Here is a 16,554-nt window from a genome sequence, read left to right as displayed (position 1 = left end):
ACCCCATGACCGAGCAGGCAGCACCGCCCCGGACCGACGCCGCGAACGCCAACGCGCCGGGCCATGTCGAGCGCCACGGCATCGACTTCATCGCCCCCGAGGAGCGGGGCGGCTCGTCGTTCTCGCTCTTCTGGATCTGGATGAGCGCGAACGTCCTGTACCTGTACTTCGTGATCGGCGGGGGCCTGGTCCTCCTGGGTCTCTCGGTGGTCGAGGCCCTCGCCGTCACCGTGGTGGGCAACCTCTGGTGGGCCGTCGTCGGCTGGCTCGCCGTGAGCGGCCCGTCCGCCGGCGCCCCGAGCGTGACGATCATGCGCGCCATGTTCGGCATCCGGGGCAACCGCATCTTCGGCGGCGCCCTCGGCGTGCTGATCGGCCTCTTCTACGAGATCATCAACATCGCCGTCGGCACCTTCGCCGCCCTCGCGCTCCTGCCGCACCTCGGGATCGAGCCCGGCACGGCCGGGGAGTGGATCGTCCTGCTCGTCGTCGCGTTCCTGAGCTTCGTCTTCAGCGTGTACGGGCACGGGACCATCATGGCGCTCTCCCCGTACTTCTCGGGCGCCCTGGCGCTCGCCTTCGTGGTCCTCGGCTACTTCGTCCTCACCGCGGCGGACTTCGGCTACACCGCCCCGGAGCTCCCCACCGGTGAGCGCTGGGCGATGATCGCCCTCGGCTACGCGATCGTGGCCTCCGGGCCGCTGTCCTGGGGCACCGGCGCCGACTACTCCCGCTACCTCCCGGAGCGCACGCCCCGGCGCGGCATCATCTGGTGGACCGCGCTGGGCGGCTTCATCCCGGCCCTCCTCATCGGCGGCCTGGGCGTGCTGGCGGCCACCGCGATCGACATGACGGACCCGCAGCAGACGATCGGCGAGATCGTCCCGGCCTGGTTCACGCCGATCTTCCTCTTCGTCGTCTTCCTCGGGACCGTGACCAACAACGTCCTCGTCGCGTACTCCACGGGGCTCTACGCCCAGGGACTGGGCCTGCGGCTCTCGCGCGCCACCACGGTGGTGGTCACCGGCACCGTCGCGACCGTGCTCGGCGGCTGGCTGGTCTTCGGGGCCCCGAGCTTCCTGGACACGCTGAACGCGGCGCTCGAACTGAGCGTGTGCATCCTCGGCCCCCTCGTGGCCGTCTACGCCGTGGACATCGTCCTGCGCCGCAACCGCTACGACGGGCGCGCGCTCAACGACGAGCGGCCCGGCAGCGAGTTCTGGTACCGCCACGGCTACTTCGCCCCGGGCGTCGTGGCGATGGTGGTCGGCGCCGTCGTCTCGCTGCTCTTCGTGAACTCGACCCTCTTCGTGGGACCGGTGGCCGCGGCCCTGGGCGGCGCGGACCTCTCGGCGCTGCTGGCCCCCGTGGTCGGCGGCCTGGTCTACGCGATCCTGTGGCGCTGCACGGCCCCCTACAACGACCCCGCACGCCGCCCTGGCGCCACCGCGCCGCGGCCAGAACGAATGGAGACCGCCGCATGAGCTGGCGCATGCCCGCAGAGACCGTCGAGCACGAGCGCACTTGGATGGCGTTCCCCCGGCCGGGCGTCACGCTCGGCGACGACGCTGCCTCGGCCGACGAGGCGTACGCCGCCTGGACCGCCGTCGCGCACGCCGTCGCGGAGTTCGAGCCCGTGACCATGGTGGTCGACCCGTGCGAGACGGCACGGGCCCGGAACCTCCTCGGCAGCGGGATCGAGCTGCTCGAGGCCCCGCTGGACGAGTTCTGGATGCGCGACGTCGGCCCGACGTTCGTGGTCGACGACGAGCGGCCGGGCGTCCTCGGCGCCGTCGACTGGATCTTCAACGGCTGGGGCGCCCCCGCCTGGGCCGAGTGGGACAAGTCGGCGCGGATCGGCGCCTTCGTCGCCGAGGCGTCCGGCGCCGAGCGGATCCCATCGCTGCTGGTCAACGAGGGCGGGGCCATCCACGTCGACGGCGCCGGCACGGTGCTCGTCACGGAGACCGTCCAGTTGGACGCGGGCCGCAACCCCTACGCGACCCGCGAGCTGGTCGAGGCCGAGCTGGCCCGCACGCTCGGGACCAGCAACACGATCTGGTTCCCGCGCGGGCTGACCCGCGACTACGAGGACTTCGGGACGCGCGGGCACGTGGACATGATCGCCACGCTGCCTCAGCCCGGCCGGATCCTGCTGCACCAGCAGACGAACCCCGAGCACCCCGACTTCGAGGTCTCGCGCCAGCTGCGCGAGTTCCTCTCCGGGCAGACGGACGCCGCCGGGAGGCCGTTCGAGATCGTCGACGTCCCGGCGCCGGCGACCCTGCGCGACGACGACGGCTTCGTGGACTGGTCCTACGTCAACCACCTGGTGGTCAACGGCGGCGTGATCGCCTGCGGGTACGACGACGAGCGCGCCGACGCCGCGGCCGCCGAGATCCTGGCGGACGCCTACCCCGGCCGGCGCGTCGTCACCGTGCCCGTCCGGCCCGTCATCGACCGCGGCGGAGCGATCCACTGCATCACCCAGCAGCAGCCGCGCGTGGGCGCCTGACCAGCGACGCCGCAGGAGGAGAACCATGAGTCACTATCCCGTCGTCGAGGCGTCCATCGCCCGGCTGCGCGCCGATCTGGAGGCCGGCGCCGTCACGTCCGTCGGCCTGGTCGAGGCCTACCTGGCCCGCATCGACGCCTACGACGCCGCCGGGCCCCGGCTGAACGCCGTCGTCGTCCGCAATGACCGGGCGCTCGAGGAGGCGGCCGCCTCCGACGCGCGCCGCGCCCGCGGCGAGACGCTGGGACCGCTGGACGGCATCCCGTACACCGCCAAGGACTCCTACATGGCCCGGGGCCTCACCGTCGCCTCGGGCTCCCCGGCCTTCGAGCACCTCGTCGCGCAGCGGGACGCCTTCACGATCGGGCGCCTGCGCGCCGGCGGGGCGGTCCTCCTCGGGCTGACCAACATGCCGCCGATGGCCAATGGCGGCATGCAGCGCGGCGTGTACGGCCGGGCCGAGAGCCCCTACAGCGCCGACTGGCTGACCTCCGCGTTCGGCTCCGGATCCTCCAACGGGTCCGGCACGGCGACGGCGGCGAGCTTCGCGGCGTTCGGGCTCGGCGAGGAGACGTGGTCCTCGGGCCGGGCGCCGGCGTCCAACAACGCCCTCTGCGCCTACACCCCGTCCCGCGGGGTCATCTCGATGCGCGGGAACTGGCCGCTGGTGCCCACCATGGACGTCGTCGTGCCGCACACCCGCACCATGGCGGATCTGCTGGAGGTCCTCGACGTGATCGTCGCGGACGACGCCGAGACGCGCGGCGACTTCTGGCGGTGCCAGCCCTGGGTCCGGATCCCCGCCGCCTCCGCCGTCCGGCCCGCCTCCTACCCGGCCCTCGCCGCCGGCTCGGGGGCGGGACCGGGCCAGGGGCACGACGGCGGCACGCCCGCCCGTGCGGCCTCGCCCCTGGAGGGCCGGACCATCGGCGTACCCGCCATGTACATCAACCAGGACGACGCCGCCGGGACGGGTCCGCTGTTCCGCGGCCTCGACGGGGTGCGCGGCATCGGCGGCTCCACCGGCCAGCCGATCGAGACCCGGCAGAGCGTGATCGACCTCTGGGAGGCCGCACGTGCCGACCTGGAGGCGGCGGGCGCGACCGTCGTCGTCGTCGACTTCCCGGCGGTCACGAACTACGAGGCCGACCGTCCCGGGGCGACGAGCATCGCCACGCGCGGACTCGTCAGCGCGGAGTACCTCCAGCGCGAGATCGTCGACCTGTCCGTCTTCGCGTGGGACGACTTCCTGCGCGCCAACGGCGACCCGGCCCTGAACCGCCTGGCGGACGTGGACGGCGAGCGCATCTTCCCGCATCCCGCCGGTGCCCTGCCGGACCGCTACACCGGGTTCGACGACGACATCGCCGCCTACCCGCGGCACGCCGCCGAGCACCCGGTGGCGGACCTGACCGAGATCCCGGAGCTGGAGGCGGGGGTGCGGGGCCTCGAGGAGACCCGGCGCCGCGACCTGGAGGAGTGGATGGACGCCCGCGGGCTGGATGCCGTGGTGTTCCCGGCCGTCGCTGACGTGGGGCCGGCGGACATGGATGTGAACCCGGCATCCGCCGACGCGGGCTGGCGTAACGGGGTGTGGGTCGCGAACGGCAACCTGGTCCCGCGGCACCTGGGCGTCCCCACGGTGACCGTGCCGATGGGGACGATGGCCGACACCGGCATGCCGGTCGGCCTGACGTTCGCGGGCCGCGCCTACGACGACAACGAGCTGCTGACGCTGGCGGCGGCCTTCGAGGCGACGGGGGAGCGGCGCACCGTCCCGCCGCGCACGCCCGAACTCGGCTGAGTCCCGGCCGGGCTGGGTCCGGGCTGGGTCCGGGCCGCACAGACTCCCGGTCTGACTGATTGAGTCCCGGCCGGGCTGGGTCCGGGCCCGCCGGGGACGACATCAGGGGAGGCCGCCAGCTCGCGCTGGCGGCCTCCCCCTCTCGTCTCCGGTGTCGAGCGGACCGCCCCGCCGACCAGGTCTCCTGGCGAACTAGACCCCGGCGCGCTCCGCCGTGTGGACCTCGCGGCCGTCCACGAAGGTCGCGGCCACGCCCGTGTCCAGCAGGGCCTCGGGACCGTCGGCGAACGGGTCGCCGGCGAGGACGGCGAAGTCGGCCGCGTATCCGGGGGCGAGGCGGCCGCGGGTCGCGCTGTCGCCCACGGAGGCGGCGGCGTCGCGGGTGGCGTGTCCGATGGCACGGCCCAGGGAGAGGGCGAACTGGGGCTCCACCGCGGCCAGCGACCGGTCCAGCGCCGACCGCCGCGTGGTGGCCACGTACATGTTCGCCAGCGCCTCGTGCGGGGCCGTGGGTGCGTCGGTGGAGAAGGCCAGGAGCGCGCCGGCGGCCTCGTACTCCGGCCAGGCGAATCCACGGGCGGCGCGGTCGGCGCCGAGCATGGCGTCCCAGTTGGCCCGGAGGGCGGGATCGGTGTGGACGGGCTGCATCGAGGCCGTCAGCCCCAGCGCCGCGAGCCGTTCCGCGGTGCCCTCCGCGGCGTACTCCAGATGCTCGATCCGGTGCCGGCGGCCCCACGAGGGGTTCCCGGCGGCGGCCGCCTCCAGCGCGTCGAGGGCGTTGGAGCTGGCCGCGTCGCCGATGGCGTGGATCGCGATCTGGAGCCCCAGCCGGTCCGCCTCCAGCACCGCTGGCCGCAGATCGTCCGCCGGCCAGATCGGGTCGGCGTTGGACCCGTCCGTGTAGGGCGCGCCGAGCGCGGCGGTGCAGGCGTCGATGACGCCGTCGGAGATGAACTTGACCCCGACCACGCGGAACGAGCCGCCGAAGTCCCGTCCGGCGAGCTCGGCGGCCCGCCGGAGCTGGGCGCTGTTCCGCTCCGCGTCGCCGTGGTTGTCGATGAGCCAGTGCGCGGCGAGCCGGATCGGGAGCCGGCCGCCGTGCCGGTCGATCGCGCGCTCGACGGCGGCGAGGTCGGCCTCGCCGAATGCCATGTCCACCGCGCCGGTGACCCCGGCGGCGAGGTAGGCCTCGAAGGCCCGCTCGAGTGCGGCGTCGCGGTCCTCGTCGGTGGTGCGGGACTCCAGCAGGGGCCAGACGGTCTGCGTGGCGGCCGTCTCCAGGAGCAGGCCGGTGGCGTGCCCGTCCGCGTCACGGACGATCCGGCCGCCGATCGGGTCCGGCGTCCCGTCGGTGATGCCGAGTTCGGCGAGCGCGGCGCTGTTGACCCAGCAGGAGTGCAGGTCGTTGGCGTCCAGGTACACGGGGACGTCGGGGACGACGGCGTCCAGCATCGCGGCCGTCGGAGCGCCGCCGGGGACCGAGTCGAAGAGCCAGCCGCGGCCGAGGAGGCGTTCGGCCGCGGGATCCTCCGCGCGGGCCGCCGTCAGCCGCTCCTGGATCTCCTCCAGGTCCTTGGCGGACGTCAGCTCCACCTTGCCCAGGGCCTCGCCCATCATCATCACGTGCGTGTGCGCGTCGATGAACCCGGGGACGACCACGCGGCCGGCCAGGTCCACGGTCCGCAGCCCCACTGTGCGCTGCTCCGCTGTGCGCTGCTCCAGTGTGCGCTGCTCCAGCTTGTGCTGCTCCGCGCCGGCGAGCCCGGCCGCCTCGGCGACGTCGGCCTCGCTGCCGAGGGCGAGGAGGACGCCGTCCTGGACCAGCATGGCGTCCGCGGTGGGACGGTCGGACCCGGGCTCGGCGGTGAAGATCCTGGCGTTGCGGTAGAGGGTCGGTTCCATCGTTTCCTTTCGGATGGGTGCCCCCGGGGAGGCTCCCGTGGGCCGGGAGCGCCTGCGGCCGGGCGGCTCGGCACGGCGGCTACGGGGTGGCATGGGTGGGGCGGTACAGGTGGGGCGCGATAGGTGGGGAGTGCAGGTAGGGGACGGTCGGGAGAAGTAGGTGGGGAGGTCTCGGGTGGGCTGATCGATCGACGGCGTCGCGTGCAACGCGCGGCGGGTGAAGCGGCCGCCCGCGGCCGGAGGCCCGGCCCTTCAGGCGGTCGGGTTGGCGGGGACCCGCTCCGGTTCGACGGCCGGGGCTGGGGCCTCATCGGCTCGGCGGCGATCGCCCCGGGTCGAGCGCAGGGCCACGGCGACGGTGGGCACCGCCAGGACGAGGCTGGTCAGGCCGAGGACGGTCGTGAAGCCCTGCGGGCCGAGCTGCTCGAGGAGGAAGGCGCCGATCACCGGGGTGAGCGCGGATCCGACGAGGTAGGTCGCCAGCAGCGGTCCCGACCAGCGGCCGTCGGAGGACAGGGCGGCGGCGACCGCGACGAAGTACATGAACGCCAGCGCGTAGACCGTGTTCCAGGCGATGAAGACGACGATGAAGGCGGTCGGCGTCGCGACGAGGGCCGTGGCGACCTTCAGCGCGCCGCCGACGACGAGCAGCACTGCCAGCGGCACGGCGCGGCCCAGACGGTCGCCGACGATCATCAGGGCGATCGAGCCGAGGAGGCCGCCGGCCGTGGCGCCGCTCAGGGCGATGCCGAGCCCGGCCGGGCCGAGCCCGGTCTGCATCTCGCCGACGGCGCCGGCCATGGCCCAGAGCGAGTCCTCGCTGACGGCCCAGAGCGTGAAGACGACGAGCAGCAGCAGGCCCGAGGCGAGGAGCCGGCGGTCGGCGGCCGTGGCGGGGCCGCGCCGGCGCAGGGGCACGGCCTCGGCGACGCCCGAGCCGGCCGAGACCGCCGGAGCGGGTGCATCGGGCAGCCTCGGCACCAGCGCGAGCCCGATGAGGCAGAAGAGGGCGAGGGCGCCGAAGACATTGATCGGCGCGACGCCGAGGACCGGGATGATCGCGAGCACGATCGTGATGACGCCGCGGTTCGCCAGCCCGTTGAGCCCGGCGATTCGATCCGGATCGCGGAACGCGGCGAACGCCGCGCCGGAGGCGGCCACGGCGCAGCCGACCCCGGCGCCTCCGAGCAGGAGACCCGCGACGATGACGGCCCCGACCGGGACGACGGCGGCCGCCCCGAAGGCGACGAGGCCGACCGCCAGCCCGCTGACCGCCACGGCGCGGCGCCGGGGGCCGGCGCACAGCGGAGCGACGGCCAGGCCGACGAAGGCCGTCGCCAGCAGGACGCCCGTGACGACCCAGCCCGCGGACAGGAACGCCAGGCCGGTGGCCTCCTGCAGGGCCGAGATCATGTACGGCGAGAGGTTCACGCCGAGGTAGCCGGCGATGCCGATGAGGAAGGTCGCCGAGGTGGTGCCGAAGCGCAGCGGCAGCCGCGTGTCGGTGGATGCTGTGGTCATGGCTTCTCCGTAACTAATGCCGTTAGTTCATTCGAGTATGACGCACCTCACCAAAAATGGAAAGCGTTCATTTTGGCCGTGACGCGCTGCGGCCGCCTCCGGCCGTCCGTGGCCGTCCGGCCGGTAGTCTAGGAGGCGCGCAGGGAGGGCCTGCGACGGACCATCGAGGAGAGTGCATGGCCAGGGCCGAGCGGCCGCGGCTCTCGCCGCAGACGATCGCCGATGCCGCGATCGAGCTCATCGACTCGGGCGAGCCCTTCGGCCTCAACGCCGTGGCCCGGCGACTCGGCGTGAAGCCGCCCTCGCTCTACAACCACGTGAACGGCCTGGACGGGATCATCGAGCTGGTCCGCGGGCGGCTGTGGACGCAGTACCAGGAGGAGCTGGACGACGGCGCCCCGTGGGACGCGGAGATCGAGGCCATGCTGCGCGCGGAGCGCCGCATGTACACGGGGCATCCGAACGCCGTCCCGCTCATCGCCACCAGCACGGTGCGCGACGAGGGCGTCATCGGCTCCTACGACCGCAAGGCGACGGTCCTCGTCCGCGCCGGCTTCCCCGAGGAGGAGGTCCTCGTGCTGGTCCAGCTGCTCGACGCCTTCGCCCTCGGATCGGGTCTCGACTACGCCGCGCCGGACGCGATCTGGGCGCCCACCGGTCCCACGGAGACGCTCGGACGCCTCCTGGACGCCGCGCCCCCGGGCCGGGTTCGCAACGAGCGGGCGTTCGAACTGGGGCTCGCCCTCGTCCTGGACGGACTCCGCGGGCGCCTCGCCCGCACCGGCGTCTGAGCCGGCCACCGTCGGGGCGGACGGGTCGCTGACGCTCCGGGACGTCTGGCGCGACTGACGGCGTCGGATACCGCAGAGGATGCAGACGCGACAGCGGCCCCGCCGAAGGCTCGGCGGGGCCGCTGTCGCGTTCAGGCCGGGCGCTACGCGCCGGGCGCGGCGCTGCCGACCAGGGCTCCGGCGCCGGAGAGGACCTCCGTGGCCGCGAGCCGGCCCTGGCGGAGGGCGCCGTCCACGTGCTGGTAGCCCTCGGCCGCGAGATCGGAGCAGGCCCAGCGGATCGGGCCCACGGGCGTGCGCTGGTGCGCGCCGTAGCGGTGCAGCCCGCCGAGGTCGTAGCTGGCGGCGTAGGCGCCCCGGGTCCACTCCTCGGACCCGAAGTCGGACTCGTAGTAGACCACCGGGGAGAGTGCCTCGTCGCCGAGGTAGTGGGCCAGGGACTCGAGGATCAGGCGGCGGCGCTCCTCGGCCGGGAGCGCGAAGACCTCGTCGGCCTTCTCGTCGGAGACGAACGCCACCAGCGTGCCGCGGTCGTCGCCGTGGTTGGTGTTGTCGTAGACCTCCTGGCAGAGCTCCATCGCGCCGAAGCCCGTGCCGGAGAGGCCGGCCTCGCGCCAGAACGGCGTCTCGTAGACGGCATGGACCTTGATGACCAGGCCCAGCGACTGGTGCTGGTGCATCTGGTGCTGCAACCGCGGCAGCGGCGGCTCGAATGAGATCCGCGAGTACAGGTTCGGCGGCACGGCCACCACCACGTCCTGGGCCACGACGGTCACCCGGTCGGACCAGACCGTCACCGGCATGCCCGGCACGTACTCCGCGTACGTGTCCTCGGGGCCGCCCCAGCGAATCGTCCGCACCGGGGTGTCGAGGAAGACGACGTCGTCGCCCAGCTCCGCGGCCATGGCCTCGGACACGGACTGCATGCCGCCCACCACGCGGCGGTCCAGGATGAAGTCCTCGTCCACGAGGTTGGAGAACGAGCCCGCCGAGGCCGCCATCAGCACGGCCTGCAGGGTGGAGAAGGCATGCGCCGGCTTGGTCAGCATGCCGCCGGCGACGAAGATGCCGATGTTGTTGCAGGCCGCCTCGTCGGAGGACTGCTGCCGCAGCCAGTGGTGGAAGGAGACCGTGTCCAGCTCGCGCGCCTTCGGGTGCGCCCACGGCTCGGCCGCGCCGATCTCCGCGACCAGCCCATCCAGGATGCCGATGAGGCGCTCCATCTCCGCCACCGTGTCCGCGTCCGCGGGGAACATCGAGCCGGTATAGGTGTGGCGTGCACCGTCCGGTGAGATGTAGACGGACTCGCCGTCGCGGTAGCGCGGATAGGTCTCCTTGCCGAGCTCCGCCAGCAGGCCCAGCAGCTCCGTCTGGTCCGGGGAGACCCACTGGCCCCCGATCTCCAGGAAGGCGCCGTCGACGTCGCGCGACCAGGTGCGTCCGCCCACGCGGTCGCGGGCCTCGAGCACGGCCACGGACTTGCCCGCGGCCCGCAGCGTGCGCGCCGCCATCAGACCGGCGGGGCCGGCCCCCACCACGACGACGTCGCGCTCGAGTGCCGTCTCGCTGCCGAGCGTCCGCTGGGAGGCGGGACGCGGGCTCGAGTGGTCGGGGTCGCTGGGGTTCGGTGTGGCCGGTCCGGTCATGGGGGTTCTCCTCGAAAATAAAATGAACTACATTCATTAGGCGTCATGGCGCGCCGGTTAGTCAAGGCCGGCACGCGGCCGCGTTCCCTCTAGACTCGACAGGAACACGCCGCGAGGCGACCCGGCGCCCACCGTCCGAGCGCCGGTGATCGCCGCGCCGGCCGTCCGAAGCGAAGCCGCGAGACCCAGGAGCCCGACATGCCGTCCGCCCGCACAGCCCCTCGCCGTCGCGGACGCCCCTCGGAGCCGATCCTCTCGACGGAGCGCATCACGGACACGGCGATCCGAATCATCAGCTCGCGCGGCTTCGGCGACCTGACCATGACGGCCCTGGCCCGCGAGCTGGGCGTCTCCGCGTCCGCGCTCTACAACCACATGCCCTCCAAGCGCGAGGTCCTCATCCGGGTCCAGGACCGGATCAACCAGGAGATCGACTGCTCCGGATTCGAGCGCCTCCCGTGGGACCTCGCACTGGAGCACTGGGCGCGGTCCTACCGCGACTGCTACGCCGAGCTCACCGCGCTGATCCCGGTGGTCGCGGTGCTCTCGGTCGCGGACTCGCCGCACACGCTGCGGATGTACGAGACCGTCGCGCAGAGCCTCAGCGCCGCCGGCTGGCAGGGCGCGGAGGTCGTCGAGGTCATCGTCGCCGTCGAGTCCCTCGTCTTCGGCGCGGCCTACGACGCCACGGCCCCGGCCGACATCTTCGACGCGGGCGAGCACGCGGCCCTCGCCCCGACGTTCACCGCCGCGGTGGCAGCCCGCCCGGCCGAGGCCGGGGCGGCCGCCGACGCCGCCTTCGACGTCGCGCTCTCCGCGATGCTGGACGGGCTGCGGGCCCGGCTGTCAGCCGCGCGGGCCCGGCCGTGATCACCCTCGGCCGGATCCTCGCGCTCGAGCGGCTCGCGCTGGAGCCGGTGGTCCGCGCGGACGAGGGCCGCGCCGTCAGCTGGGTGGTCACCAGCGAGCTGCGGGACCCCACGCCGTACCTCAACGGCGGCGAGGTCGTCCTGTTCACGGGCGTCAACAGCCCCGGCGACGGACCCGCGGACGCGCCCGCATGGCGGGAGTACGTCCAGCGCCTCGCCGACCGGGGCGTCGTCGCCCTCGGGCTCGGCATCGGCGAGCGGCTGAGCTGGCAGCGCGTGCCCGCCGCGCTGGTCGACGCCGTGCAGGGCACCGGGTTGAGCCTCTTCACCGTGCCCGAGCAGACGCCGTTCCTCGGCGTGATCCAGGTCGTGGCCGAGCACCGGGCCGCGGAGGAGCGCACCGAGTTGGAGGCGACGCTCGCCCACCAGCGCGCGCTCACGCGTGCGGCGACCGCCGTCGACGGCACCGCGGAGATCCTCCGCACCCTCGGGGGGCTCCTCGGCGACGCGTGGGCCGGGATCTGCACGGACGACGGCGCCGTCCTGCAGAGCTCCACCCGTCGGCCGCCGCCGCTCCCGACCGGGCGCCGGCTCGGCGAGCTCGTGGACCGGCTCCGGCGGGCCGGGCTGCGCGGGTCCCTCGGCGAATCGGGGCCGTGGGGCACGGTGGTGGTCCATCCCCTCGGCGTGCACGGCTTGCCGCACGGCTACCTCGTGGTGTTCCTGCCCGGGCCCGCGGACCGGCAGTACACCGGCGCCATTGCGACGGCGGTCGCCCTCCTGTCCCTGCACGTGGAGCGCACGGCGGAGCAGGAGCTCTCCCGGCGCCGGCTGCGCGCGAGCGCGGCCGACTTGGTGCTGGACGGGCAGGGCCGGGCCGCCGAGGCGGTGCTCGACGTCGCCGGCGGCCCGGGATGGGTCCGCCCCGGGGAGCGGATCCGCGTGGTCCGGCTCCGTGGCGGGCCCGAGGCGCTGCGCGAGGCCCTCCGGCGCGCGGAGGCGCATGCGGAACGGTCTGGGAGGCCGTTGCTGCCCGCGACCCCGACGCCGGGGGAGGGGGAGGACGAGGCCGCCGTCCTGATCCGCGACGAGGAGCCGGCCCTCGGCGTCCTGCGCGAGATCGTCGATGCGACCGGCATCCGGGCCGGCGTCGGCGGCGCGGCCGCCGTCGAGGACGCGCCGGCCAGCCACCGGGAGGCCCGCGAGGCGCTGGAGCGTGCCAGTGCGCACCGGCCCGTCGAGTCCCGGGACGAGCTGGCCGCGGGCGGCGTCGCGGGCCTCCTCCCGCCGCAGTCGGGACGCGCCTGGGCGGGCGAGCTGCTCGAGCCGATCACGGGCAGGGGGCCCGAGGGCGCCCGCCTGCTGGGCACGCTGCGGACTTTCCTGGGCTACAACGGCAACCGCCGGCAGACGGCGGCGGAGCTGTCCGTCCACCGCAACACCCTCCTGCACCAGCTGCGCGCCATCGAGGAGGCGCTCGGCGGGTCGCTCGACGATCCGCAGCTGCGCGCCGATCTGTGGATCGCCCTGCGCCTGCTGGAGGACACGCACGAGCGCTGAGCCGCAGCACCCGAGCGGCACGGCCGCAGAGCGTTGTCAATAGTGCACACCTATAGCCTCAATCCTGTGCACCGTGCCACTCGCGCCGGGGTTACGGTCGTAGCAGCACGCCGCGGCATCGCGGCCCGGCGCGGCCACTCCCCGCACCGACTCGTACCGACGAAAGGAAGGCAGTCATGGCGCCCTCCCTCACCTCCTCCTCCGCGCTCCCGGACCTCGAGGCCCGGCTGCCCCAGCAGCGCAAGCTGGTCACCGAGGTGCCCGGCCCCCGCTCGCGCGAGCTCCAGCAGCGCCGCGCCGCCGTCGTCGCCGGCGGCGTCGGCTCCAGCATGCCCGTCTACGCCGCGGATGCCGACGGCGGCATCATCAACGACGTCGACGGCAACTCCTTCATCGACCTGGGCTCCGGCATCGCCGTGACCAACGTGGGCGCCTCCTCGCCCGCCGTCGCCGCCGCCGTCAGCGAGCAGGCCACGCACTTCACGCACACCTGCTTCATGGTCACCCCGTACGAGGGCTACATCCAGGTCGCCGAGGAGCTGGCGCGCCTGACCCCGGGCGACCACGAGAAGCGCACCGTGCTGTTCAACTCCGGTGCCGAGGCCGTCGAGAACGCCGTCAAGGTCGCGCGCCTGGCCACCGGCCGGCAGGGCGTCGTGGTCTTCGACCACGCCTACCACGGCCGCACCAACCTCACGATGGGCCTGACGGCGAAGACCATGCCGTACAAGTCCAACTTCGGCCCGTTCGCACCCGAGATCTACCGGGTGCCGATGAGCTATCCGTACCGCGAGGAGAACCCGCAGATCACCGGCGAGCAGGCCGCCCGCCGCGCGATCAGCCAGATCGAGAAGCAGCTCGGCGCCGAGTCCACGGCCGCCATCCTCATCGAGCCGATCCAGGGCGAGGGCGGCTTCATCGTCCCGGCCGAGGGCTTCCTGCCGACGCTCGCCGCCTGGGCGCGCGAGAACGGGGTCGTCTTCATCGCCGACGAGGTCCAGTCCGGCTTCTGCCGCACCGGCGCCTGGTTCGCCAGCGACCACGAGGGCGTGGTGCCGGACCTGATCACCATGGCCAAGGGCATCGCCGGCGGCATGCCGCTCTCGGCCGTCACCGGCCGGGCGGATCTGCTCGACGCCGTCCACCCGGGCGGCCTGGGCGGCACCTACGGCGGCAACCCGGTGGCCTGCGCCGCCGCGATCGCCACGCTCGACGTGATGCGCGAGCTCGACCTGGCCGGCCGCGCCCGCGCCATCGAGGGCGTCGTCGTGCCGCGTCTGCGCGCGCTGGCCGAGGAGCTCGGCGGCTCCGAGGGGCCGATCGGCGACATCCGCGGCCGCGGTGCCATGCTCGCCGTCGAATTGGTCAAGCCGGGCACCACCGAGCCGGACCCGGAGGCCACCAAGGCGATCGCCGCCGCGTGCCTCGCCGAGGGCGTCCTGATCCTGACCTGCGGCACGTACGGCAACATCATCCGCCTGCTGCCGCCGCTGGTCATCGGGGAGCAGCTGCTCGACGACGCCCTCACCGTCCTCGAGAACGCGATCCGCGCCGCCCGCTGACGCGGCCCGATCCCGCCGAGCCCCCGTGGCCGGCCCGGCACAGCCCGGTCCGGCCCCGGGGGCTTCTCGCTGCCCGCCCGCCTCTGGGCGCGCCCTGTGATCCCTGCTACTGTGGTCGTGATTACTGACCGATCGTTCAGGAAGGACCCGCCGACGATGACAACGCAGACGGCCACCGCGCCGGAGACCACGGGGGCAGCCCCCATCGTGCCCAGCTACGTCCGGGACGCATGGTGGACGCCCGCGGACGACGTCGCCGGCACCGAGGTGCGGGACGCCAACACCGGCGAGGTCCTCGCCCGCGTCAGCACGGACGGGCTCGATCTGCCCGGCGCCGTCGAGCACGCCCGCACGGTGGGCCAGCGCGAGCTCGCCCAGCTGACGCTGCACGAGCGGGCGTTGAAGCTGAAGGAGCTGGCTCAGTTCCTCAACGGCCGGCGCGACGAGCTGTACGCGATCTCCTACCGGACCGGTGCCACGAAGATCGACTCGATGGTGGACATCGACGGCGGCATCGGCGTCCTCTTCACGTTCAGCTCCAAGGGCCGGCGGGAGCTTCCGAACTCCAACGTCATCCTCGACGGCCCCGCGGAGACGCTCTCGCGGGACGGCTCGTTCCTGGGCACGCACGTCTACACGCCGATCCCGGGCGTCGCCGTCCAGATCAACGCGTTCAACTTCCCCGTCTGGGGCATGCTGGAGAAGCTCGCCCCGGCCTTCATCGCCGGCGTGCCCACCATCGTGAAGCCCGCGACGCCCACCGGTCACCTGACCGAGGCCTGCGTCCGCCTCATGGTCGAGTCCGGGATCCTCCCTGCCGGCTCACTGCAGCTGGTCTCCGGCTCGGCGCGCGAGCTCCTGGATTCGCTGGACTACCGCGACATGGTCTCCTTCACCGGTTCGGCCGAGACCGCGGACCGGCTCAAGTCCCACGCCAACGTGGTCAGCGGCGGCGTCCGCTTCACCTCCGAGACCGACTCGCTCAATGCCGCCATCCTCGGCCCCGACGCCGAGCCGGGCAGCCCGGAGTTCGAGGCCTTCGTCAAGGCGGTCGTCACCGAGATGACGGTGAAGGCGGGGCAGAAGTGCACGGCGATCCGCCGCACCATCGTGCCCAAGGGCCGCGAGCAGGCCGTGGTCGAGGCGATCTCGGCACGGCTGGCGCAGCGCGTCGTCGTCGGCGACCCGCGGGCCGAGGGCGTGACCATGGGAGCCCTCGCCTCGCTCGATCAGCTCCGCGACGTCCGCGGCGCCGTCGAGTCGATGCTGGACGCCGGAGGCGAGCTCGCCTACGGCACGCTGGACGCTCCCGTGGTCCGCACCGCCGACGGCACCGAGTCCACGGTCGACGGCGGCGCGTTCATGTCGCCGCTGCTCCTGACCTGGGATGACGTCGAGGCAGAGGCGGTGCACACCCGGGAGGCCTTCGGCCCCGTCAGTTCCGTGCTCGGCTACACCGACCTGGACGACGCCGTCCGGCTCGCCGCCCGCGGCTCCGGCTCGCTGGTCGCGACCGTCTGCACCAACGATCCCGAGGCCGCCCGCCGCCTGACGCTGGGCATCGCCGGCCACCACGGCCGCGTCCACATCCTCAACCGGGAGACGGCCAAGAGCTCCACCGGCCACGGCTCGCCCGTGCCGCACCTGGTGCACGGCGGACCCGGCCGGGCCGGGGGCGGCGAGGAGCTCGGCGGCATCCGTGCCGTCAAGCACCACATGCAGCGCACGGCGGTCCAGGGCTCGCCGAACCTGCTCACGGCCGTGACCGGGGTCTGGCATACCGGGGCGGACCGCCGCCTGGCCGGCGCGGAGGAGTTCGGCGGCAGCGCCGAGAACACGCACCCGTTCCGGAAGTCGCTGGCCGAGCTGCGCATTGGGGACGGGTTCGTCTCCGGCCTGCGCACGGTCGGGCCCGAGGACATTCTCGAGTTCGCGGAGAAGACGGGGGACACGTTCTACGCGCACACCGACGCCCAGGCGGCCGAGGCGAATCCCTTCTTCCCCGGCCAGGTGGCGCACGGCTACCTGCTGGTCTCCTGGGCGGCGGGCCTGTTCGTCGAGCCCGCGCCGGGGCCCGTGCTGGCCAACTACGGCCTCGAGAACCTGCGGTTCATCACGCCCGTGGCCGCCGGCGACGCGGTGCGCGTGACGCTCACGGCCAAGCGGATCACGCCGCGTGTCACCGATGAGTACGGCGAGGTCGCCTGGGACGCCGTCCTGCACAACCAGGACGATGAGATCGTCGCGACCTACGACGTCCTGACGCTCGTCGAGAAGGAAGACACCACCTACAAGAACTGGGCCTGAACCGCCCGATCCGCCGGCCCGGCGTGTGGAACCGAGTCCCACACGCCGGGTCGGAAGGGTGGAGATGAGTGCCGGAT

At 73.6% G+C, this 16,554-nt stretch carries 11 protein-coding genes; 8 read left to right on the top strand and 3 right to left on the bottom strand.

Translation table 11 applies throughout. The features are described from left to right. Window positions 1–5 precede the first annotated feature (5 nt). The 3 genes from ABD784_RS07910 to ABD784_RS07900 are packed head-to-tail and all read left to right on the top strand — an operon-like array spanning window position 6 to window position 4,319. Window positions 6–1,484 (top strand): purine-cytosine permease family protein, encoded by a 1,479-nt coding sequence (locus ABD784_RS07910; protein WP_344882521.1) that lies wholly within the window; start codon window positions 6–8, stop codon window positions 1,482–1,484. Then, window positions 1,481–2,515, top strand: a complete 1,035-nt coding sequence (locus ABD784_RS07905; protein ID WP_344882518.1) for an agmatine deiminase family protein — start codon at window positions 1,481–1,483, stop codon at window positions 2,513–2,515. The genes ABD784_RS07910 and ABD784_RS07905 overlap by 4 nt, the downstream gene beginning before the upstream one ends. 25 nt (window positions 2,516–2,540) lie before the next feature. Then, window positions 2,541–4,319 (top strand): amidase, encoded by a 1,779-nt coding sequence (locus ABD784_RS07900; protein WP_344882515.1) that lies wholly within the window; start codon window positions 2,541–2,543, stop codon window positions 4,317–4,319. Window positions 4,320–4,511: 192 nt separating this feature from the next. On the opposite strand, the gene ABD784_RS07895 is transcribed toward ABD784_RS07900, so the two are convergent. After that, window positions 4,512–6,221, bottom strand: coding sequence for an amidohydrolase (locus ABD784_RS07895; RefSeq protein WP_344882513.1), 1,710 nt, complete (start codon window positions 6,219–6,221; stop codon window positions 4,512–4,514). A 252-nt stretch (window positions 6,222–6,473) separates the two neighbouring features. Continuing rightward, complete coding sequence (locus ABD784_RS07890; protein ID WP_344882511.1) at window positions 6,474–7,742, bottom strand: MFS transporter; 1,269 nt, start codon at window positions 7,740–7,742, stop codon at window positions 6,474–6,476. A gap of 176 nt (window positions 7,743–7,918) precedes the next feature. Here ABD784_RS07890 and ABD784_RS07885 point away from each other — a divergent pair, with 176 nt between their 5' ends. Continuing rightward, window positions 7,919–8,533 (top strand): TetR/AcrR family transcriptional regulator, encoded by a 615-nt coding sequence (locus tag ABD784_RS07885; protein ID WP_344882509.1) that lies wholly within the window; start codon window positions 7,919–7,921, stop codon window positions 8,531–8,533. 143 nt (window positions 8,534–8,676) lie between these two features. On the opposite strand, the gene ABD784_RS07880 is transcribed toward ABD784_RS07885, so the two are convergent. Beyond that, complete coding sequence (locus tag ABD784_RS07880; protein ID WP_344882506.1) at window positions 8,677–10,179, bottom strand: flavin monoamine oxidase family protein; 1,503 nt, start codon at window positions 10,177–10,179, stop codon at window positions 8,677–8,679. Window positions 10,180–10,377: 198 nt separating this feature from the next. Between ABD784_RS07880 and ABD784_RS07875 the strand changes: the two genes are divergently transcribed. The 4 genes from ABD784_RS07875 (at window position 10,378) to paaZ (ending at window position 16,477) form a co-directional block, all read left to right on the top strand. Beyond that, window positions 10,378–11,049, top strand: a complete 672-nt coding sequence (locus ABD784_RS07875; RefSeq protein WP_344882503.1) for a TetR/AcrR family transcriptional regulator — start codon at window positions 10,378–10,380, stop codon at window positions 11,047–11,049. Next, on the top strand, window positions 11,046–12,608 hold the full coding sequence (locus ABD784_RS07870; protein ID WP_344882500.1) for a PucR family transcriptional regulator: 1,563 nt from the start codon (window positions 11,046–11,048) through the stop codon (window positions 12,606–12,608). The genes ABD784_RS07875 and ABD784_RS07870 overlap by 4 nt, the downstream gene beginning before the upstream one ends. A 176-nt stretch (window positions 12,609–12,784) precedes the next feature. Beyond that, a complete protein-coding gene (gene gabT / locus ABD784_RS07865) occupies window positions 12,785–14,170 on the top strand; it encodes a 4-aminobutyrate--2-oxoglutarate transaminase (RefSeq protein WP_344882497.1) in 1,386 nt (461 codons plus the stop codon). Window positions 14,171–14,326: 156 nt separating this feature from the next. Then, the gene (gene paaZ, locus ABD784_RS07860; RefSeq protein WP_344882494.1) at window positions 14,327–16,477 is read left to right on the top strand and encodes a phenylacetic acid degradation bifunctional protein PaaZ; all 2,151 of its coding nucleotides are present in this window, start codon (window positions 14,327–14,329) and stop codon (window positions 16,475–16,477) included. The last annotated feature ends 77 nt before the right edge of the window (window positions 16,478–16,554 follow it).

This window comes from Zhihengliuella alba, from assembly GCF_039538765.1.
GTDB classification, from domain to species: domain Bacteria; phylum Actinomycetota; class Actinomycetes; order Actinomycetales; family Micrococcaceae; genus Zhihengliuella; species Zhihengliuella alba.
The sequence above is the reverse complement of the archived record's forward strand: the minus strand, read 5'-3'. Positions and strand labels throughout refer to the sequence as shown.